Source organism: Vibrio hepatarius (assembly GCF_043642085.1).
In the GTDB taxonomy this organism is placed as follows: Bacteria; Pseudomonadota; Gammaproteobacteria; order Enterobacterales; family Vibrionaceae; genus Vibrio; species Vibrio hepatarius_C.
On record NZ_JBHZSA010000002.1, the window covers coordinates 289,366 to 309,739 of the forward strand.

Below are 20,374 nucleotides of genomic sequence, written 5' to 3' on the forward strand. Positions count from 1 at the left end.
AGTACAATGAGTGAACCAGTATGAAGGCGCTAAAGTTGAGTCGTATTGCTATCTGCGTTGCTGCTGCTATTCCTGTAATAGTTGCTGCAAAAGATACCAGTAAACTAGAAAAGCTTGATACTGACACAACGGGTATCGAAGTCGAGTTACATCAGCAAGAAGACAGTTCGCGAATTTATCTCAAAGAAGGTGCGATTTGGGCGAGTCGTGATATCACACGTTTTGAGCCAGTTCTAGATGTGAGTGTTGGTGATGAGCTAGAAGTAGACCAAGGGAAGCTTGCCGATAGCGTTAACTTTACCATTAGCTCGAACTACAGCTACTACATGGATCGTTACCAGATCGAAATTTACCGTGGACGCGATCGCTCATTGTCACAGCCTTTAAAAGTTCTCACTGGCACAGAAGTCGCCAATGATATCGATATTGAATGGGACGGTACAACGGATGTTGATTACCAGTTTAATGTCGGTGAACAGCTTCAGTTCCGCTTTAAAGCGTGGGATAAAGACGGCAACATGGATGTCACTACGATCGGTGTTATGGATCTGGTGACACAAGATTCCGAAATTGAACTTGATCGTAACGACAGCGAAGACGACCTATCGCGCAGTTTTGGCCGTGCGAAACTGATGCGCCATAACATCCCAACCAACTCTGGTTTGGCTAAGTTTATTGGTACTGGGCTAAAAGGTGTCGACAAAGTTGTTATTGGTGAAGATGAGTTTGATATCGAAGATGGCGAGCTGTATGCAGAACAGTTCTTGCCAGCGGATGCGTATATCTTCCCAACCAAAGTGGTGTTTGATAACGGTGATGAGCGCCGCTATCAACTTTATGTACGTATTCCGGATACCTATTACGCTCAAGCAGGTCTGGCGGATATGTATATTGGCAAGAACCGAGTAACGGGTGACACCGGTGCACTTGGTGTTAACGACCAATATCAAGATGATGTCTACAACCAAGGGCGCATCGCCTATTTCAGCCAAGGCAAGTTTGGTGACAAGCTGCGCCTAACCACACACTTTGATAGTAAAGATGGTCAAATCAAAGACATCTTTAAACATCCTTTTGCGGCTGACGATTCTGATGTATTCGATATTCTAGAGGATGACGACGAACTCTATTACGGTGACTATGGTGATGGGGCGAATATTCATAAAGTGGTCAACACCAAAGGTAAAGTCTACTTCGATCTTGAATACGATAAGTCTCAAGCGCTTTGGGGTAACTACAATACCGGAATTACGGGCACTGATAACAACGATTACAACCGAAGCTTGTATGGCTTTAAGGGTGACTATCGTACCCGTTCAACCACCAAGTTTGGTGATGATAGATTAAACGTTGTCGGTTTTGCAGCCTCTGCTGATTCATCATTTGCTCACGATGAGTTCCTTGGCACAGGCGGTTCACTTTACTTCCTTCGCCACGGTGAAGTGGTTCCAGGCAGTGACAAAGTCTATGTCAAAGTGGTCAACAAAGATTCCGGTATTTCTGAAAAAGAGGTACCGCTTCAATCAGGTCGAGACTATGAGATTGACCCTTACCAAGGTCGAATTATCTTAACTCGTCCGCTAAATAACATTATCTCTGATAGCTTCGGATCGGTGATTGATGATACACCAACTGACGGCTACGAAAATTACTTAGCGGTTGATTATGAATACGTCCCTCAGGGTTCTGATATTAAAGACTCTATGACATACGGTGGTCGTATTAAAGGTTGGGCCAACGATTATATTGGTATTGGCGCCAACTACGTATCGGAAGAAAAAGACGGCCAAGACTATGAAGCCTATGGTACGGATCTAACCTTGAGAGCAACCGAAGGTACCTACATCAAGGCGGAATTTGCGCAAAGTGAAGGTCGTCAGACGGATTCGAACTTCGTTTCCTTCGATGGTGGTTTAACCTTTACTCCGATTGGCACCGACCTAGATGAACGCAAGGGTAACTCGATCCAAGTGAAAGGTGTCGCGAACCTTTATGATATTGCACCGAACATTTTCGGCGTTGTCGGTAACGACATTAAAGCTTGGTATAAAGAGAAAGATGCAGGCTACAGCTATGCGAGTCAAAGTGATGACCTAGAACAGCTATCATATGGCTCAGAGCTTCGTTTGCAAGCAACTGACCGCTTGAGTTTCGCTACACGTTATACCTCGATAGAGGAGACGGAAATTGATGGCACCAAGCAAACCGATACTCAGCAAGCGGAGTTAGAAGCCCAGTTCAAAGTGACTGACCACATCAAAGTATCGGCTGCGGGCAAGCAAGTAGACGAACTTAACCGAGAAAATGAAAAAGGTAAGGGGACACTGGCAGGTCTAAGAGCCGATTATATCTGGGATAGTGACAACAGTGTTTACGTGAAGGGTCAAACGACCGTCGATAAAACAGATCAGTATGACGACAACGACAGTGTATCTGTTGGTGCAGAATTTAGAGTTTTAGAAGATCTTACACTTGGCGCTGAATACACCACAGGTGATCGCGGCGATGCAACCGAAGCGACGGCAAGTTATGACATTACCGATAGTTACACGACTTATGTCACCTACACCGACGACAACTATGAAGGTGAGAACAACGTTATTGTTGGCCAACGTGCTGATTTAACGTCTAACGTCGATTTCTACCAAGAAAACCAGTTTGTTGATGAGAACAACGGTAAAGGTCGTATAGATTCGTTTGGCTTTGGCTACGACATGACTGACGATATTGATTTTGGTATCGGTTATCAGCAGGGTGAGATAGAGAAAAAGAACGAACTCGATCCAACTATCTTGGAAGTAACAGAGCGTAAAGCCGCGACCTTCACCGCCAATATCGATATCGATGATGTGAGCCTAAAACACAAACTGGAGTATCGTGTCGATAAAGGTAACGAAAATGTCGATCCAAGCCGTCGTCGAGTTGACCAGTTTGTCACAACCAACCGCTATACTCAGAACCTGACGGAAGAGTACACCCTGTTTGGTAAGTACAATTATTCGAAGTCTATTAGTAAAGACACCGATGAAACGTTAGCACGTTTTGTTGAGGCTACTGGTGGGTTGGCATATCGCCCAATTTACAACGACCGCTTGAACTTGTTGAGCCGCTATACCTACATTGCAGATAAAGACAATTTAGATCGTGACGTAGACTACTCAGACGAAGAATCGCATATCGTTGAAGTTGAAGGGATCTACTCTGTGAATGCCAAAGTGGATGTGGGCGCGAAATACGGCCATAAAGACAAAAAAGAGACTTTCGAGCGCGCCTCTGGTAACAACGAAATTGTAGAGAGCAACATTAACTTATACGGTTTGAGTGCTTCATATCATGTAATCAAAGAGTGGGATGTGACGGGTGAATACCATTGGAAAACAGACACTCTCAATGATGAGCTTGAACACGGTGCCTTGATATCAGTAAATAAACATCTGTCTGATAACTTCAAAGTGGGGATTGGTTATAACTTCTCTGGCTTTGACAGTAACTTAGCTAATGATGATGACTATGATGCCAATGGCGTCTTCATCAATCTTATCGGTAAGATCTAAAGGAATAACATGAGAAATAGATTCAGCGCGTTGGCGACAATCGCAGTGACCTTAGCAGTATCGGCGTGTTCAACGGATACCTATGTTAGCAAGGAAAACATCGATAAGTTTGGTGATCCGCTGGTGGAGAAGTTCTTAATTCGAGAATGTATCGTCCCTGAAAGGGATATTCGTATCGCGATGGCTTCTCACTTTGATTTTGATAAGGCTGAGCTGAATGAGCAAGATAAGCAGAGTATTGACCACCTTATTAGCGGTATTCGTAAGTTGCATGGTCAGATTTCGATTGTTGGCCACACCGATTATCAAGGCAGTGATGACTACAACATCAAGTTGTCACTACGTCGTGCTGAAGCGGTGAAAGCCTATATGCAATCACAGCTTGATGCGAACCGGTACGACTGGGAAGTGAAGTATTACGGCGAATCTAAGCCGTTAGTTGAAGGTCAGTCCAAACAAGCGAATGCAGAAAACCGCCGAGCGTATGTGGTGTTTGAACAAACTCAAACCCAACAAGAAAACGAGTTTTGTGCGCCGCCAGAACCTAAACGTAAAGTTTTTGTCGCAATGACCTCTCACTTTGATTTCGACAAAGCAGAGCTTAAGCAAGTTGATGAAGCGAGCTTAGATGAGTTTGCTAGCCAGTTGAGTGGTCTTAATGGTCGCGTATTGATTGCAGGTCATACAGACTACCAAGGATCAATCAGTTACAATGAAAAACTTGCTGAGCAAAGAGCTGAATCCGTATTGCAATATTTGCAAACCAAACTAGACCCTAATCAATTTGTGTGGGAAGTTAAGTCATTCGGGGAGCTAAACCCAGTAACGCAAGAGCAAGATTTGGACGCCAACGCGCTTAACCGCCGAGCCTTTATTGTTTTTAAGGAAGGCGATTTGCCAGATCTCAGCAGCGAGAGTAATGAGTAGAACCAATGGGGGCGATTAACGCCCCTTTTTAATAGCAGGAGCCGTACGTGGAGAAAGTACAAGCAGCCATCGATTTTCTTCTATCCCATAAACTTGTCTTTACCGCACTGATTATCGTCCTTATCGCGATAATACGTCGTGTGATCTTATCCATGATTCGTGGTGATGTGGCTTTTGTCTCCGAAGAGCAGCGAAATTGGATGTCTCGGACCAAAAACGGTACCTTCATCATTACGGTGCTAGTGCTGTTTATTCTGTGGCAATCAGAGATTAATGAATTTGCGCTGTCGGTGACCGCGATTGCCGTTGCAATCGTTGTAGCGTCGAAAGAAATCATTTTATGTTTCACTGGCTCTATTCAGCGTGCAAGCTCTCGCTCATTTCGCATTGGTGATTGGATTGAAGTGGGCAAAATCTGTGGCGAGGTGATCGAGCACAATATGATGGCTACCGTCATCCAAGAGATTGATTTGTACCACGGCCAGTATCACTACACAGGTAAGACGGCCACATTGCCTAATAGCATGTTCTTCACTTACCCAGTGAAAAATCTCAATTTCATGAAGCGCTATGTTTACCATGACTTCGCTATCATCGTACCTAAGTTCGTCAACCTGTATCCTCTGGTGCCACTCATGTTAGAAAAGATTGATGAACACACTAATTACTTCAATGAAGTAGCCAAACGCTACAATGCAATGATTGAGAAGCATGCTGGTGTCGATTTACCAGGCGCTGAACCTCATATCCATATCACGAGCGGTGGTACGGGTGAGCAAGTCGTGCACTTTATGCTGTTCTGCCCAACGGATAAGGCAACCCATCTAGAGCAAGAAATTCGTGCCGATTTCATGGCACTTTATGAGGAACGCTTTCCGTGTGAAGAGAAATCAAACTAAGGGATAAGTATGATTAACAAAATCGGTGAAACGGATATCAATCTTAAACACAAAGCGACTTGCCATTGCGGAGCGGTAGAGCTAGAGCTGACGTTACCCAATGGTATCGAAAATCCTCGCCGATGTGACTGTTCTATATGTCGTCGTAAAGGGGCCATCGTTGCTTCGGTAAAGCTTGATGGCATCCGGATTGTAAAAGGAAAAGAGGCGTTAAAGCTCTATCAATTTAATACCAACACAGCTAAGCACTTTTTCTGTTCACATTGCGGAATTTACACTCATCACCAGCGACGCTCGTTCCCAGATGAATATGGTTATAATGTTGGCTGCTTAGAAGGGGTGAATCCTTTCGACCTTGGTGAAGTTGTCACCAATGATGGCGTGAACCACCCCGCAGACCGTTAGAATCACTGCGATCAAGAGGATAAAATCAGACAACTCTTATTGATAGCAATTGCTTGTCGATACGATTAAATACTTGATTCGAAGTGTTTGTTGAAATGGAGTATGTTGCGCGCAATTGCCGATATGAGCTCAATCACTCAAGGTGGAGCACAGCATAAGGAAAGCAACAACTCATTAAGGAACTGCTGTAAGTTCGGCAACAGTAGCGTGCAGGCAGGCACGCTGGTTATCGATATAATAACGGCTTAATAATTCCTTAATGTACAACAAATCGATTTATAACCTATTCACTAAGGTTTCCGAAAACGCATACCTAAATGGGCTATGCAATGTTTTCGTTATGCTCCTTCCCGTATCACTATTGTCAGCTTTTACCATGTTGATTGGTAACGGCCTATCTTGGTTTGGGTACACGTCACTTTCAGAACACTTAGTCTTTATCAGTACGCTTGTTTGGAAGCTATTTCCACTGTTGCTGCTGGTTTACTACGCCTTATTTCTATCTACGTTACACAAAGTTTCGCGCACCATCATTGTGACGCCATCTATACTCGTGTACGTCATTTTAAGTAATGAGTGGGGGCTACTGCATGCTGGCTCAGTATTGCCAGCGAACTATCCACTAGCGATTGTAACCCCGCTGTTGGTGGCGCTATCGGTTCGTTATATGACGAGACGACGAGTGTTTGTAAACAGTGAACTACCTAATGTCGTCGATCAGTCAATCAACCTTATTTGTGCGACGGTACTATTGGTCTTTGTTTATACAGTGATTGGCCACGTGTTGGGTGCATGGTTTCAATCCTGCACCGATGCGAGCGCATTGGTGCCAAAATTAGGCGTCTATTCGCTGTTTGATGCGCTGTGGTATGAACTGATTCGTAACTTGTTGTGGAGCATAGGCATTAATGGTCACATCATATTCTCGCCATATAAAGCGGAATTGTACGAGCTGACCAGTAGCAGTTTTGCACTATACAAAGAGTGGGGAACCGACTTACCGATATTGACCAGTAACTTCTATGATATCTACGCAGGTATTGGCGGAGCGGGCAATACACTGAGCTTAGTGTTATGTATGCTCTTATTTACTCGTAATAAAGGTTACCGTAACTTAGCGATCGCGACCTTGGTATTGAGCATATTCAATATTAATGAGCCGATTTTGTTTGGCTTACCCGTTATATTTAACCCAGTACTGATCATCCCATTTTTGCTGACGCCTCTGGTGGCGATTTGTATCGCTTACGTCGCGACGTTGCTCGGGATGGTTCCACCGATCTCGGAATTTGTTAGCTGGATGACCCCGGCATTCATAAGCGGGTATTTGGCGACAGGTGAGCATCTCGGTGGTGCCTTACTGCAGTTTGTTATTGTTATTGTTGGTATCGTGATTTACTTACCCTTCTTTAAGCAAATGGACAAAGTGATTGGTAGTCATGCGATCTTCTCTAAAGGCTCTTCTGATGAGTTCTTTAACTATGAATCGATAGGTGGTGGACGAAATGTTGCGCTGCTTCCTCATATGAGCAGTAGCCTTGTCGCCCAGCGTCAAATTAGTAAATTACAACAGAGTGGGGAATTCGTTCTGTTCTATCAGCCTCAAGTTGATGTAGAGAGCAATAAAGTGAGTTCTCTGGAGGTTCTTATCAGGCATAAAGCTGAGGATGGAACGATTACCCCACCGAGCTTTTTATCGAGTTTTTCTAAACTTGGTCTGACATCTGAACTCGATTTGTGGGTAATCCAGAAAGCACTGGATGAAGTCTCTCCGTTAGCGAAGGATGCGGAGTTTAAGGTTTCAATCAATGTATCGACAGAGACCTTCTTGATCCCGAGCTTCGCAACGACGGTGATTTCCTTGATTGAACAAAGTGCATTGGAATTCCATCAAGTTGAACTAGAGATTACCGAAGATCTCCTGATCCAAGATGAGCAAGCGACTTGGGGCGTATTCCAACAACTGAAAGAACGCGGTATTGGTATCGCTTTGGATGATTTTGGCGCAGGGTATTCGTCGATTGGTTACTTAGGAAAATACGACTACGATAAAGTCAAAATTGATCGTTCTTTAGTTGTCAATTTGAAGCATCGTAATGGGCGAGAAATGTTCCGTCTAACCAGTGAAATAGTCAGACTGACTGGAGCGCAAATCGTTGTGGAAGGAGTGGAAGAGCAAGAGGAGCTAGAGTTTATTGCTGAGCAGGGCATTAAGCTGATTCAAGGCTACTACTTTTTCAAACCGATGCCATTCAATGAAGTGAGTGATTTGATAAGTTTGACGCATAGCCAAGACGTTATCTTGGCTTAATAACAAACCCCGGTATGAGCTACCGGGGTTTGTTGCTTTTTAACGTTGAGGGTAATATTTGTTCTTCATTTTTAGCGCAACATTGACGAGGGCGATCAATACAGGCACTTCAATTAAAGGACCGATAACACCCGCGAAGGCTTGATCTGAGTTGAGGCCAAATACCGCAATACTCACTGCAATCGCTAGTTCGAAGTTATTACCGGTTGCGGTAAACGCAATAGAAGCGTTCTTGTCGTAATCGATGCCCATTTTTTTGCCGATAAAGAAGCTGACAAAGAACATCACAACAAAGTATATCGCTAGTGGAATTGCGACTCGGATAACATCCATAGGCAACTCAAAGATCATCTCGCCTTTTAAGCTGAACATAAGCACGATAGTCGCAAGTAGGGCGATCAGAGTGATTGGTGAAATTCTTGGGATAAACACCTCGTTGTACCACTGCTCGCCTTTTAGTGCTGTAAGCCATTTACGGCTTAGGAAACCAGCCAAGAAAGGAATACCAAGATAGATTAAGACACTTTCTGCGATATCTAGCATAGAAATATCAACATCGAAGCCTTGGTAGCCGAGTACTGGAGGTAGAACCGTAATAAATAGCCACGCCATAAAGCTGTAAGTAACAATTTGGAAGGCACTATTTAATGCGACCAGTGCGGCACCATACTCTTTGTTACCTCCACCAATATCATTCCATACAAGCACCATAGCAATACAGCGAGCCAAACCAATCAGAATAATACCGACCATGTATCCCGGTTTGTCACCAAGGAATGTCAGCGCAAGGACAAACATCAAAATAGGGCCCACAATCCAGTTCATCACTAGCGAGAGGGTAATAGCTTTCTTATCTTTGCGGACCTTACCTAGCAGGCCGTAATTGACCTTAGCTAAAGGTGGGTACATCATTAGGATTAAGCCAATAGCCAACGGAATATTGGTGCTACCGACTGACATTGACTCATTCCACTCAGCGACTTGAGGAAATAGCACCCCAATGCCAATACCAATGGCCATAGCGACAAAGATCCACACGGTCAGGTAGCGGTCTAGAAAGCTCATGTTGGTTGATGCGGAAGCTGATTTTGCATTGTTGGTTGCGACTTGTTGGTTCATGGCAACACTCCCTTTCGTTTATCGTCGAATGGCGATTAGTTGATTTTAAAATAAGGGAAGTAAGAACTTCCCGTGGTAATTAGCTAAATACTGAGCTTAACAGTTTAGAGAACTGCTCAATCTCAGGCATGTTAACGCGATAACATACTTTTGGTGGCATTGGTTCAGCAGTAATAAATCCGGCTTGTTTCAGTATTCTTAAATGCTCTGAAACTGTGGATTGCGCGAGGCCTAGTTCAGACACTAGATCACTATTCAAACAACCGCCCATTTTTTCCAAGTTGAGCAGGATTTTAATAATTCTGACTCTAGCCGGGTGAGAAATTGCCTTAGCTTGAGCTGCGAGATGAAGCTCTTGAGCACGTTCTTGTTCAGAAGACTCAAACGCTTTGCTGCTGGTGGTATTACACTGAGATTTAGTCATTCCCAATCCAATAAGGTTAATCGTCGAATCACGATAGATAATACGCCGATTGTATCAAATCTGCAACCAGATCGCGGAAATGTAAATAAGGCTATGAAATTTATAAAATAATTTATTCATTTGTCGTATATTCGCTGTGAACCTATAACAATAAAGAATGGCTATGAAAAAAATATTTCTATTAATTTTATTAGTGCTTGTCGGATGCACACAATCAAAGCAGGAAGTGCCAATTGAGGCGGATTCCGGTTGGACCTCTGGCGTTCTCGAGAATGGACTCCGTTATCATATTTACCCGACGGAAGATGAGTCGGTTGCCTTACGTATGTATGTACACATTGGCTCAGCACATGAAAGTGTCAACCAAAAGGGCTATGCTCACTTTTTAGAGCATATGGCCTTTAATGGCTCACGTAACTTTAGTTCAAATGACATTGTCGATTTGTTTGAGCATTCAGGGTTAACCTTCGGTGCGGATATTAATGCCTATACCTCTTACTATGAAACGGTATATCAACTTGATCTACCTGATTCAGATCAGCTAAGCAATGGCGTGAAGTGGATGCGCGACATCGCAGATGGTCTCGATTTATCGCCCCAGGAAATTGAAAAAGAGAAAGGGGTGATTCAAGGAGAGTTTCGTCGGACGCGACTTGAAAACAAATCACTATCTGAAAAGTATTATGACCAACTCATCGAAGGGACGGCTCTAGAACATCTTGACCCACTCGGAACAAAAGAGTCTGTTAATGCTGCGACTTCAGACTCTATCAGAGCATTTTATGAGGCTTGGTATCACCCTCAATTAACTGAAGTCGTGATTACCGGTGATGTAACGCCTGCGCAAGCGCAGAAACTGATCAAGGACCAGTTTTCAAACTGGGAAGGTGGGCAACTGCCTGATGGTACAGATGTTAAGAAAACAGCGCTGAGTCTGAACGATTTAACTGAGGTTATTGGTGAATATGACGCGCCTAGTATCAGTCTGCTTATTGATAGAGCACCAGCAGCAATAGAGACTCATAGTGACCTTACTCAGCTTTGGATGGATGATATTATTCAACAGCTGATTTGGACACGTCTAGATACCAACTTGGCTCAGGCTGCCCAGCCAGTACAGAGCTTATACTCTTCCTCTTACTACATTAACTATCGACGCTATGCGCTTATGTCAGTGAGCTTTTCTGACGCTGAAAGAGCCGCTACGCAGAAACTGTTTATCGATACACTTGCTTCGTTAAGAGACCATGGTGTTTCTGAGCTTGAACTTGAAGCTGCCATGGCATCTTACCTCCAACAAGTGAAAACCGTTGATGAACAGTGGGAGCAGCGAAGTGCAACAGATATAGCCGAGTCGAAAGTCAATGCGATTTCGTTTGGCGAACCGATTCAATCTAAGCAAGATTACCAGCTGAGTTTAGAGCAGTTCATTAAGTACGCGACGTTTAAACGAGTTAATGAGCAGCTTGCGCAGTTCTTGAAGCAAGATTACAGCTTAGTGTTAGGTGCGAGCTCTGCAAGTGAGGTTGAAGCACTTGCTCTGACCATGCCGAGTGTACGTACGCAGTTGAAGCAGCAAGGTGTCAAACCCCTAACATTAGCCGCAACAGAAGATGAGTTAAGTCGTCCTGACGGTAGTGGGGCAATCGTTAGTGAAAAAACATTAGATTCAGGCTTTACCGTCTGGCAATTATCGAATGGTGTCGAAGTTTGGTTTGAACCTGATCCTGACGCTGGGGAATATGCACGTTTAGTGTATGGTAGTCAGGGTGGTAAGGCTGCACTGGATCCAAGCTTATATCCGGCTTCAGAACTGGCGGTAGCGACGATTACAAGAAGTGGTATCGGTGGGTTTGATGGTTCAGGCTTAGATTCATACCTACGACGCAACAGCATCGAAATTTATCCATTTATCGGTTTCACGCACCATGGCCTAGAAATAGGTGCACCTAAAGATAAACTGGCGGAAACGCTTAATGTGATGTTCAACATTGCGACGAATGCCAACGTGTCGAAGAGACAACTTGAGACGGTAGCGCGTGAAAATATTGAAGGCATTAACCGCTACCTAGATACTCCAGTAGGGAAATGGACACGCGAAATCAACCGTAACAGCTATTTGCCACAGAGCTACCACTATATGGTATCGGCGCCTGAAATGTCGATGGTGACGGAAGCCCAAGTAAAAGAAGTTCATAAGCAGCTATTCTCGGTAAATCGCGCGAATAAGCTGGTCATTGTCGCTGATCTATTACCCGCTGAAATTCGCGAGATGCTACGTTTCTATGTTGCATCGATTCCATTGGAAACGGCTTCAGACTATGCGTTCTCTGCGAACTACAATCTGAAACCGAAATCGCGTATCGATATGCCAATTCACAATGAGCCAAATAGTTACTACTTGGTTCGTGTGACAAATCCAAGCGTTGCAAACAATGACGTCGAATCTGTGTTTATCGACGATATGATTCAGCGTCTGCTTTCAAAGCGTTTAACGGAGTATATTCGAGAAGATTTAGGTCTTGATTATGCGCCAGATAACTATGTCACTGCACAAGATAGTGAACCGAGCACGGACTGGTTTATTGAAGCGCAGGTAGCCCCTAGTGATATCAGTAAAGTCGACGCTGCGGTTGATAAAGTAATTGCACAACTGTTGTTAGGCGTTAACCAAGAAGATGTGGATTTGGTGGCAAAACAACTAGTCGTTGCGCTACAACCTTTAGCGGATGATACGGTTGAAAGAACTTGGTTCTACGCGCGTTATTTGATGCATGGTTATGGCGTTGATGCGTTGACTGATGTAGAGAGCATGGCTCAATCAATTACAAAAGAGGCGTTTAATCAGCGTATTCAACAAGTTTTTGGTGAGCAATCGCTGAAAACAAAATACACATTGACACCGAAAGAGTAGATTGGTGAGTTACGTGTAAAAGCAGCGCCTTAGGCGCTGCTTTCTTAGTTTTGGAAGCAATTGTTTTGGATAAAATGATGGATCTGGTTAGGTACCAAAGCACTATAAATTAGGCTGGTGTGGCTACTTTTAATTTCAACGTGATCCGCCATCCCTTCAAGTCTAGTTTCTTCAACCGTAACGGTTCCATCGGACATCATTCGATTGTCCATCAACAATAAAGAGCGTACTCCTAGTGGCAAAGTTCCCGCAATACTGCCGAGTTTTTGCGGTAATGCCCATGCACTCTCGTGCTGTTTCAGGCCAAAGTCGGGGGAGTTGCCGAGTATAGCGCTCATGCCCAACTCTTGAATTCTGGTGACGATTGACGCGCCTTTGAGCGGTGAACCAATAGTAACGACGTGTGAGACTTTTGACGTGGGAAGTTGGCGGTCTTCTAAATAACGTTTGATGATCAAACCACCCAAACTGTGGCCAACGAGAACATTGGGCATAGAGTCTGATAAGGTTTTGTCGAGCAGTGAGAACAGACGTTGTTCATTGATCGCGACACTATTGTACGAAAGGATCTTGGTTCGATAGCCGTATTTACGGAGTTTGTGGCCAAGAGGCTGCATGACCATACCGTGCATATACAAACCATGCAGAATAATCACTTTCATTAATACCTCCTAACTATCGTTTTAATTCAGACGCTTAAGTAAGAAGATGATTATACACTGTGTCACGACTAAGCGAATAGTGCTGTGGAAAGCACTATCCGTTACTTAAGTCTGAATCCTGCAATTAACTGCGAGTAAAGCGGAAGGTTTGTAGCTTCTGCTGCTCACCCTCGATAAACGCATAGCTCTCAAGAAGCTTTAGATTTAGGCTACGTTATGGGAGCAAAAGGATCTATTCACTGATGATTATATCGCTCATAACCACCAGTGATGAATTGGTGCGATTATTGGGTGTTAGACAAATATCTTTCCATGTGAATAAGGGACGACATCGCCAGATACGATAACTTGCTCAGGTTCGACGTGGCAGTAAAGTGTGCCGCCGCGTTTTGACGCCTGATAGGCTAATAAATTAGGTTTATTTAATCTTTTGGCCCAGAAAGGGGCAAGTCCAGCATGAATGGAGCCGGTCACTGGGTCTTCATCACCACCGTTCGCAGGCCAGAAGTAACGTGAAATGAAGTCGTATTTTTCACTTGCCGCTGTCACTACCACATCGTAAGGCGCAAGCTGTTTTAGATATTCACTTTTCGTTTCTAAGTCGATGATGTCTTGTTCGTTGTCATAAATGGCAAAGTAAGCTTGCTCGCTTCTAAGCACTTCTTTTGGTTGAATAGAGAGTCCTTCGAGCAGCATTGATGGCGCTTCTACTGGTACAGGCTCACGCAGTGGGAAGCACATTAATATACGACCTGATAAGTCTTTTTCTACCGTTAATGGACCCAGTGTTCTGGTTTCAAATTGAATCACTTCGCCCGCATCAAAATGCTGAAAAAGGACATAGGCAGAAGCGAGTGTCGCATGGCCACAAAAATCAACTTCACAAAGGGGAGAGAACCAGCGAATCTCAAATCGGTCGATAGCAATTGGTTTGATAAATGCGGTCTCAGACAAGTTATTTTCGGCAGCGATATTGAGCATCACATCGTCACTTAACCAATCGTTTAGTGGGACCACCGCTGCTGAGTTACCGCTAAATCTCTGCTGGGTAAACGCATCGCAGACAAACATTTCAAATTCCATAGTCACTCCTTATGAGGTATTGAATCAGATGGACAAATTATTATCTTTTGTTACATCTAAGGGAGGAAAATACTCCAAGGGTGCGATCAATCTCTAACAGAAGCACCCCTAGATAACATTTGTTTTTATTCAAAGTTTGAAGCGAACTTATAGCGGGCTACTAACCTCATCAACCAAATACAGGATGGATTGATAGGGGATGCCGCTATGATGCGATAGGCCGATTTCACAGGTTCGACTGTTACTAAAACCGCGCTGGCAATATTCTGGTACTTGTTGTTTCAATGGATGAACGGCCGCTGCGTTAAGCTCTGGCGTAGTGAAGCCCTTATCGCCCGCCCAGCCACAACATGTAATATGTTCAGGTACAACCACGTCAGAGACGCAGCGTTTCGCGAGGTTTAGCATGTCATTCGTTAGTCCCATACGTTGAGAGCTACAGGTGACATGTAACATCACGGTTTCTTGCTTGGGTGATATAGACAGGTTGTCGATAAGGTATTTGGAAACAAAACCCGTTGGCTCAAGAATCTCTAATGGGCGGGTAAAGTTCTCAATACTGCGCTTTGCGCATGGACTCGTGTCCATAAGAATCGGGTATTCACCTTCGTAACTGGCTTTCCAGAGAGTGTTTTCAAGTTGTTTAGCCTTGTCATTAGCAATGTCAGTCATACCTTTACTGTCATATGGCATTCCACAGCACTGCTCATCCAGAGACTCTGGGATGATAACTTCAAAGCCGGCTTTTTTAATAAGTGACAATGTCACCTCGGTCAGACTTCTCTGATCATTAGCATCGATTTGTTGACCCATTGTACGTGACGCACATGAAGGAAGATAAACGACTTTCTTGTCCGAGCGAACCAGTCGTTCCATCGCTTTATCCAAGTCGTGAGAGTTTGCTTGAGGAGTCTCAGGTAGCCAAATTGGTGTCTTGCCTTTGCTCACCTTGCGAATGCCATTTGTTACCTTAGCCACGCTGCTTTCTCCAATCACCTTGACCGCAAGCTTATTCGCTTTGAGTGATGCGCGAGTTAGGGCGGTTGTAGTACTGAAGTGATCCGCTGTCCACTTCGCAATCGGGGTAAACTTCTGGTATTTCTCAGTGCGCAGCTGTTTAACAAGATCGCCAGTGTTGATGCCTACAGGGCAGCGATCGGCACACAACCCGGTGGCTGCACAGGTATCTAACCCTTGGTACTCAAATATTTGCGCTAACTCTGTCGCTTCAGTTTGCTCTCCGGACGCGCGTCTTCTTTGTAGCTCGCGATAGAGCACGATACGCTGACGCGGCGAGAGCGTTAATGTGCGAGAAGGGCAGACAGGCTCACAGAAGCCACATTCAATACAGCGGTCAACCAATGAGTCTGCCGCAGGCATCGGCTTTAAATTTTCAAGATGCGAGTGAGGGTTATCGTTAATGATGACGCCAGGATTTAGCAGTCCTTGTGGATCAAATAGAGCTTTGATCTTTTGCATCAACTGGTAGCCATCTTGGCCCCATTCCAATTCAACATAAGGCGCCATGTTTCGCCCGGTACCATGCTCAGCTTTTAGCGAACCTTGATATTTCACCGCAACGAGTTCGGCTACATCATCCATAAAGCCGCCATAGCGGTCGATTTCATTTTGAGACTCGAAGCCTTGGGTGAAGACAAAGTGGAGATTGCCTTCTAATGCATGGCCAAAAATGATCGCTTCAGAGTATTGGTATTTATCAAACAGCGCTTGCAAATCGCGAAGGCCATTGGCTAGGTTCTCCACGGGGAAAGCGACGTCTTCAATAATGACGGTAGTACCGACTTCTCGAACGGCGCCGACAGCAGGGAACATGCCTTTGCGGATCCCCCATAGCGTCGCTACAGTTTTAGGATCTAACGTAAAAGGGACCGATTCAATAATGGAGTAGTCTTCAAGTGCGGCCATTATGGTTTGGCATTGAGTATCAATAGTCGCTTGATCGCTTGCGTGGGTCTCGACCAGTAGTGCAGTCGCTTCCAGATCTAACTGCTGGATAAAGCTAGGCATGCCGAGCTTGTCAGCGACCGAACGTAATGCACGTCCGTCCATCAGTTCTACAGCGGCAACCGGAGTCTTTGAGAGCGTCGTCACGGCTTGGCTCGCTTCTTCAAGATCGGCGAAAACTAATAAGGTAGAGGCTTTGAATTTGTGTTCAATAACCGTGTTGTAGGTGACCTCCGCAATAAAGCCGAGCGTACCTTCAGAGCCGATCATTAAGTGCTCGAGGACTTCTATCGGGTCATTAAAGTCGACCAAAGCGTTAAGGGCGTAACCCGTGGTGTTTTTTAAACGATATTTATGTCGAATTCGCTGGCTTAGGGCGTCGTTGTTTTGTGTTTCTCTGATGAGCGTATTTAAGCCCTCAATGATATCAGGACGAGTGGCTTTAAACGCGGCAATACTTTCCTTGCTTGCAGTATCAAGCAAGGTTCCATCGCTAAATACGACTTTAATACTATCAATAGTTCGGTAAGAGTTTTGAGCGGTGCCACAGCACATGCCACTGGCGTTATTGGCAGCAATACCGCCAATCTTACAAGTATTAATTGAAGCTGGATCCGGACCTATCTTACGTTGAAATGGCGCAAGGTATTTATTAGCATCGGCTCCGATCACTCCAGGTTGAAGAAGAATCTTGTCGCCATCATCGATGATTTCATGACCGCGCCAGTCATCGGTCAAAGTAAACAGAACAGAGTCAGACACCGCTTGCCCTGATAAACTTGTACCCGCAGCTCTAAAAGTAAAATGGATGTTCATCTCACGACAACATTGAATAGCGTAAATGACTTCTTCAAGACTTTTAAGTCGCAGCACTATTTGCGGAACCAGTCGATAAAAGCTGGCGTCGGTTCCGTACGCTAAGCGTTTAGCATGTTCAGTGATGATTCTTTGTTGTTCGATTTCAACGGCGAGCAGAGCTTCAAGCTGTTGATAGCGGTTATCGTTGAGACGATTCGACATGTAAGCTTCCTTGTGTTTGCCACTGGTGTTGTCTTTTTTATTTATCCAGTAGATGAAAAAGTGTCACAGTTTCAATGTGTTTGCTGTGACACCTTCTGAATTTACTTAATTTTGACCAGTGATTCTCTGTTCAAGTCTTTGATACTTTTAGCGCCGGTCAATGTCATTGCGACGCGCATCTCTTTCTCATACAGATCGAGCAGGTTTTCGACGCCAGATTGACCTTGAGCCGCCAGCGCATAAATGAAAGAGCGGCCAAGTAGAGTACAGTCAGCGCCGAGTGCAAGCATACGCACCACATCTAGACCGGTTCTAATCCCTGAATCGACGAATATTTTTAAGTCCCCTTTTACGGCGTCAGCAATAGAAGGGAGCGCTTTCGCGGTAGAAAGTACCCCATCTAGCTGTCGGCCGCCGTGGTTAGACACAACGATGCCATCCGCGCCAAACGAGACCGCATCTTTAGCATCTTGCTCATCTAAGATGCCTTTGATGACCATAGGGCCGTCCCAAAAGTCGCGAATCCATTCAAGATCTTTCCAGCAGATAGAAGGGTCGAAGTTGTCACCTAACCAGCCGATGTAATCTTCAAGCTTGGTCGGCTCACCGCGGTAAGTGGAAATATTGCCAAGGTCATGAGGTTTACCCAATAGCCCGACATCTACTGCCCAGCTTGGGTGGCGCATCGCCTGAAATACACGACGTGCAGCCGCGTTTGGTCCGCTCATGCCTGAATGCATGTCGCGATAGCGCGCCCCCGGTACTGGCATATCGACTGTGAAGACCAGCGTAGTCACTCCGGCGGCTTTTGCTCTCTCTAAGACGTTTTTCATGAAGCCGCGATCTTTCAACACATAGAGTTGGAACCACATCGGTCGCTCAATCGCTGGCGCAACCTCTTCGATTGGACAGACAGAAACCGTCGACATGGTAAAGGGAATCCCTTTGTTCTCTGCGGCTTTGGCAGCTTGGACTTCACCACGACGGGCATACATACCAGTAAGACCAACAGGGGCTAAAGCGATTGGCATTGAGAGCTTTTCGCCAAATACCTCAGTTTCTAGGCTGAGATCTTCCATGTTGTTTAACACTCGTTGTTTGAGAGCAATATCAGCAAGATCTTCGGTATTTTTTCGTAGTGTATGTTCGCCGTATGAGCCGCCATCTATGTAGTGAAAAAGAAACGGAGGTAGCTTTGCTTTTGCGGCTGCTCGGTAATCTGTAGAGGCAGAGATAATCATATGTCAGTCCTATCAATCGTTAACTGTCACCCCTCTATGGAGGCTTATAAGGTATTGCTCGATAAAGAAGAGGGGTTATTACTCATGTGGCGTAACTGCTTTCGTCGTTACTAGTCTATTGTCAGGGGGCAAGTAATAACGCCTCAAATCGAAGTCTTTATTTCATTAATGCATCGGTAATTTGTAGGCCGTAAATGGCGAATAAGCCAATCGCACCTGTTACCAATAAGTAGTACATGGTTGGAATAATGGTTTTTCTTAGCGTCGCGCCTTCACGACCTAAAAGACCTACCGTTGCCGATGCAGCCACGACGTTGTGGATAGCAATCATGTTGCCGGCAGCGGCGCCAACAGCTTGCAGGGCAACGACGACAGCGCTTGAAATCGTTAACGTCTGAGCCACTTCAAATTGGAATTGGCTAAACATCATGTTGGACACGGTGTTTGAACCCGCTATGAAAGCGCCCAGTGCACCGACAGTGGCACTTAGAGCTGGGAAGGCATCGCCAACGAGGCCAGCTGCAAAGTTAGCCGTGGTCACAGGCATACTTGCTAGGTCGGCGCCATTGATGCCTGAGTTGATAAAGATACGTACCATCGGAATGGTGAACACCAATACAAAGCCGGCGCCAATCAGCGTCTTACTTGATTCACCAAATGCTTTTGCTAGAGGCGCGACACTTCGCGATTGAAGCAATACAGCAATAAGTGCGACGAAGACTAAGATGCCACCCGGCAGGTACAGAGGCTGTATAGCGGTACTGATACCTGCTTCACCAAGAATGTTACCAAAAGATAGGCTCACGCTACGTAGAGCCGCTTTAAACTCTGTGCTAACACGGCTGGCAACCAGAACAACAGCGAGTAAGACATATGGGAACCAAGCCAACACCATGCTCATTGGCTTAGCTTTGTTATCATCCAGTTCAATCTTAAGCGAACCTAACCACTCAGCCGGCCATTTGGTTTCGTCTTCGAAGTCCCATGTTGATTTTGGCACTAGGAAACCACGTTTAGCCGCAGATACGACGATCGCAAGGCCAACTAAACCACCAATCAATGATGGGAACTCAGCGCCAAGGAACACGCCAGTCAGTGCGTAAGGGATGGTAAACGCAAGGCCAGAAAAGATGGCGAATGGCAAGATATCTAGCCCTTCAGTCCAGCTCTTATTTTTGCCAAAAAAGCGAGTTAGCATCATCGCCATTAGCACAGGGATTAATGTACCTACACAGGCATGGATCAGGGCGACACTGGATGTGATTTGTTGTAAGTAAGCGTCCCAGTTTGAACCGTTTGCGATGAGCGTCTCGCCAATATTGTGGGTATCGAGACCTTTGTTGACGCCAACAATGATAGGTGTACCTACAGCGCCAAATGATACTGGCGTTGATTGGATCATCATGCCCATTAGAACTGCAGCAAGTGCCGGAAAGCCAATGGCGACAAGTAGCGGCGCGGCGATTGCTGCAGGCGTACCAAAACCAGATGCCCCTTCGATGAATGAACCAAAACACCAGGCAATGATGATCGCTTGAACGCGGCGGTCAGGGGAAATATTGGTGAAGCCGTTTCTAATGGTGGAGATAGCTCCGGTGTGTTTGAGCGTATTAAGTAGGAAAATAGCACCAAACACAATCCAAAGGACCGAAATGGTGATGCCTAAGCCTTGAAAGATAGAGGCGATGACACGAGTCGTCGACATATCCCAAGCGAATAGGGCGATAACAACAGTTAATCCAAAAGCGACAGGCATGGCTTTTTTGGCTGGCCAGTTGAGACCGACAAGGAGTATGGCTGCCACCACGATTGGTGAGAAAGCCACTAGGGCAAGTATTGTTTCACTCATT

At 45.2% G+C, this 20,374-nt stretch carries 13 protein-coding genes; 6 read left to right on the forward strand and 7 right to left on the reverse strand.

Annotated features, from left to right (window positions below):
• Positions 1 to 20 precede the first annotated feature (20 nt).
• The 5 genes from ACHUFZ_RS04440 to ACHUFZ_RS04460 all read left to right on the forward strand — a co-directional run bounded on the left by ACHUFZ_RS04440 (position 21) and on the right by ACHUFZ_RS04460 (position 8,096).
• Positions 21 to 3,554 (forward strand): hypothetical protein, encoded by a 3,534-nt coding sequence (locus tag ACHUFZ_RS04440; RefSeq protein WP_394126067.1) that lies wholly within the window; start codon positions 21 to 23, stop codon positions 3,552 to 3,554.
• Between the two features lie 9 nt (positions 3,555 to 3,563).
• Positions 3,564 to 4,481, forward strand: coding sequence for an OmpA family protein (locus ACHUFZ_RS04445; protein ID WP_394126068.1), 918 nt, complete (start codon positions 3,564 to 3,566; stop codon positions 4,479 to 4,481).
• A 47-nt stretch (positions 4,482 to 4,528) separates the two neighbouring features.
• Positions 4,529 to 5,380, forward strand: a complete 852-nt coding sequence (locus tag ACHUFZ_RS04450) for a mechanosensitive ion channel family protein (RefSeq protein ID WP_394126069.1) — start codon at positions 4,529 to 4,531, stop codon at positions 5,378 to 5,380.
• A gap of 9 nt (positions 5,381 to 5,389) precedes the next feature.
• A complete protein-coding gene (locus tag ACHUFZ_RS04455) occupies positions 5,390 to 5,785 on the forward strand; it encodes a GFA family protein (RefSeq protein ID WP_134834503.1) in 396 nt (131 codons plus the stop codon).
• Between the two features lie 259 nt (positions 5,786 to 6,044).
• Positions 6,045 to 8,096, forward strand: a complete 2,052-nt coding sequence (locus ACHUFZ_RS04460) for an EAL domain-containing protein (RefSeq protein ID WP_394126070.1) — start codon at positions 6,045 to 6,047, stop codon at positions 8,094 to 8,096.
• Between the two features lie 39 nt (positions 8,097 to 8,135).
• On the opposite strand, the gene arsB is transcribed toward ACHUFZ_RS04460, so the two are convergent.
• Both arsB and ACHUFZ_RS04470 read right to left on the reverse strand, forming a co-directional pair.
• Positions 8,136 to 9,215 carry an ACR3 family arsenite efflux transporter gene (gene arsB, locus ACHUFZ_RS04465; protein WP_394126071.1) on the reverse strand — a complete coding sequence of 360 codons (1,080 nt, stop codon included), beginning with the start codon at positions 9,213 to 9,215 and terminating at the stop codon, positions 8,136 to 8,138.
• 79 nt (positions 9,216 to 9,294) lie between these two features.
• Positions 9,295 to 9,639, reverse strand: coding sequence for an ArsR/SmtB family transcription factor (locus ACHUFZ_RS04470; protein WP_134834500.1), 345 nt, complete (start codon positions 9,637 to 9,639; stop codon positions 9,295 to 9,297).
• 163 nt (positions 9,640 to 9,802) lie between these two features.
• Between ACHUFZ_RS04470 and ACHUFZ_RS04475 the strand changes: the two genes are divergently transcribed.
• Positions 9,803 to 12,553 (forward strand): M16 family metallopeptidase, encoded by a 2,751-nt coding sequence (locus ACHUFZ_RS04475; RefSeq protein ID WP_394126072.1) that lies wholly within the window; start codon positions 9,803 to 9,805, stop codon positions 12,551 to 12,553.
• 44 nt (positions 12,554 to 12,597) lie between these two features.
• On the opposite strand, the gene ACHUFZ_RS04480 is transcribed toward ACHUFZ_RS04475, so the two are convergent.
• The 5 genes from ACHUFZ_RS04480 to ACHUFZ_RS04500 form a co-directional block, all read right to left on the reverse strand.
• Positions 12,598 to 13,215: a lipase family alpha/beta hydrolase gene (locus ACHUFZ_RS04480; protein WP_394126073.1), complete on the reverse strand. Its 618-nt coding sequence runs from the start codon at positions 13,213 to 13,215 to the stop codon at positions 12,598 to 12,600.
• A gap of 294 nt (positions 13,216 to 13,509) precedes the next feature.
• Entirely contained in the window at positions 13,510 to 14,298 is a 789-nt protein-coding gene (locus ACHUFZ_RS04485; RefSeq protein WP_394126074.1) for a PhzF family phenazine biosynthesis protein, read from the reverse strand.
• A 147-nt stretch (positions 14,299 to 14,445) separates the two neighbouring features.
• Positions 14,446 to 17,283, reverse strand: coding sequence for an FAD-binding and (Fe-S)-binding domain-containing protein (locus tag ACHUFZ_RS04490; protein WP_394126075.1), 2,838 nt, complete (start codon positions 17,281 to 17,283; stop codon positions 14,446 to 14,448).
• 101 nt (positions 17,284 to 17,384) lie between these two features.
• On the reverse strand, positions 17,385 to 18,524 hold the full coding sequence (lldD, locus tag ACHUFZ_RS04495; RefSeq protein WP_394126076.1) for an FMN-dependent L-lactate dehydrogenase LldD: 1,140 nt from the start codon (positions 18,522 to 18,524) through the stop codon (positions 17,385 to 17,387).
• 157 nt (positions 18,525 to 18,681) lie between these two features.
• On the reverse strand, positions 18,682 to 20,373 hold the full coding sequence (locus ACHUFZ_RS04500; protein WP_394126077.1) for an L-lactate permease: 1,692 nt from the start codon (positions 20,371 to 20,373) through the stop codon (positions 18,682 to 18,684).
• Position 20,374 lies beyond the last annotated feature (1 nt).

Bases quoted from the DNA above. Each gene is read 5' to 3' on its own strand.
- ACHUFZ_RS04440 (WP_394126067.1), top strand. From the start codon at position 21: ATGAAGGCGCTAAAGTTGAGTCGTATTGCTATCTGCGTTGCTGCTGCT.
- ACHUFZ_RS04445 (WP_394126068.1), top strand. From the start codon at position 3,564: ATGAGAAATAGATTCAGCGCGTTGGCGACAATCGCAGTGACCTTAGCA.
- ACHUFZ_RS04455 (WP_134834503.1), top strand. From the start codon at position 5,390: ATGATTAACAAAATCGGTGAAACGGATATCAATCTTAAACACAAAGCG.
- ACHUFZ_RS04460 (WP_394126070.1), top strand. From the start codon at position 6,045: ATGTACAACAAATCGATTTATAACCTATTCACTAAGGTTTCCGAAAAC.
- arsB (WP_394126071.1), bottom strand. From the start codon at position 9,215: ATGAACCAACAAGTCGCAACCAACAATGCAAAATCAGCTTCCGCATCA.
- ACHUFZ_RS04470 (WP_134834500.1), bottom strand. From the start codon at position 9,639: ATGACTAAATCTCAGTGTAATACCACCAGCAGCAAAGCGTTTGAGTCT.
- ACHUFZ_RS04475 (WP_394126072.1), top strand. From the start codon at position 9,803: ATGAAAAAAATATTTCTATTAATTTTATTAGTGCTTGTCGGATGCACA.
- ACHUFZ_RS04480 (WP_394126073.1), bottom strand. From the start codon at position 13,215: ATGAAAGTGATTATTCTGCATGGTTTGTATATGCACGGTATGGTCATG.
- ACHUFZ_RS04485 (WP_394126074.1), bottom strand. From the start codon at position 14,298: ATGGAATTTGAAATGTTTGTCTGCGATGCGTTTACCCAGCAGAGATTT.
- ACHUFZ_RS04490 (WP_394126075.1), bottom strand. From the start codon at position 17,283: ATGTCGAATCGTCTCAACGATAACCGCTATCAACAGCTTGAAGCTCTG.
- lldD (WP_394126076.1), bottom strand. From the start codon at position 18,524: ATGATTATCTCTGCCTCTACAGATTACCGAGCAGCCGCAAAAGCAAAG.
- ACHUFZ_RS04500 (WP_394126077.1), bottom strand. From the start codon at position 20,373: ATGAGTGAAACAATACTTGCCCTAGTGGCTTTCTCACCAATCGTGGTG.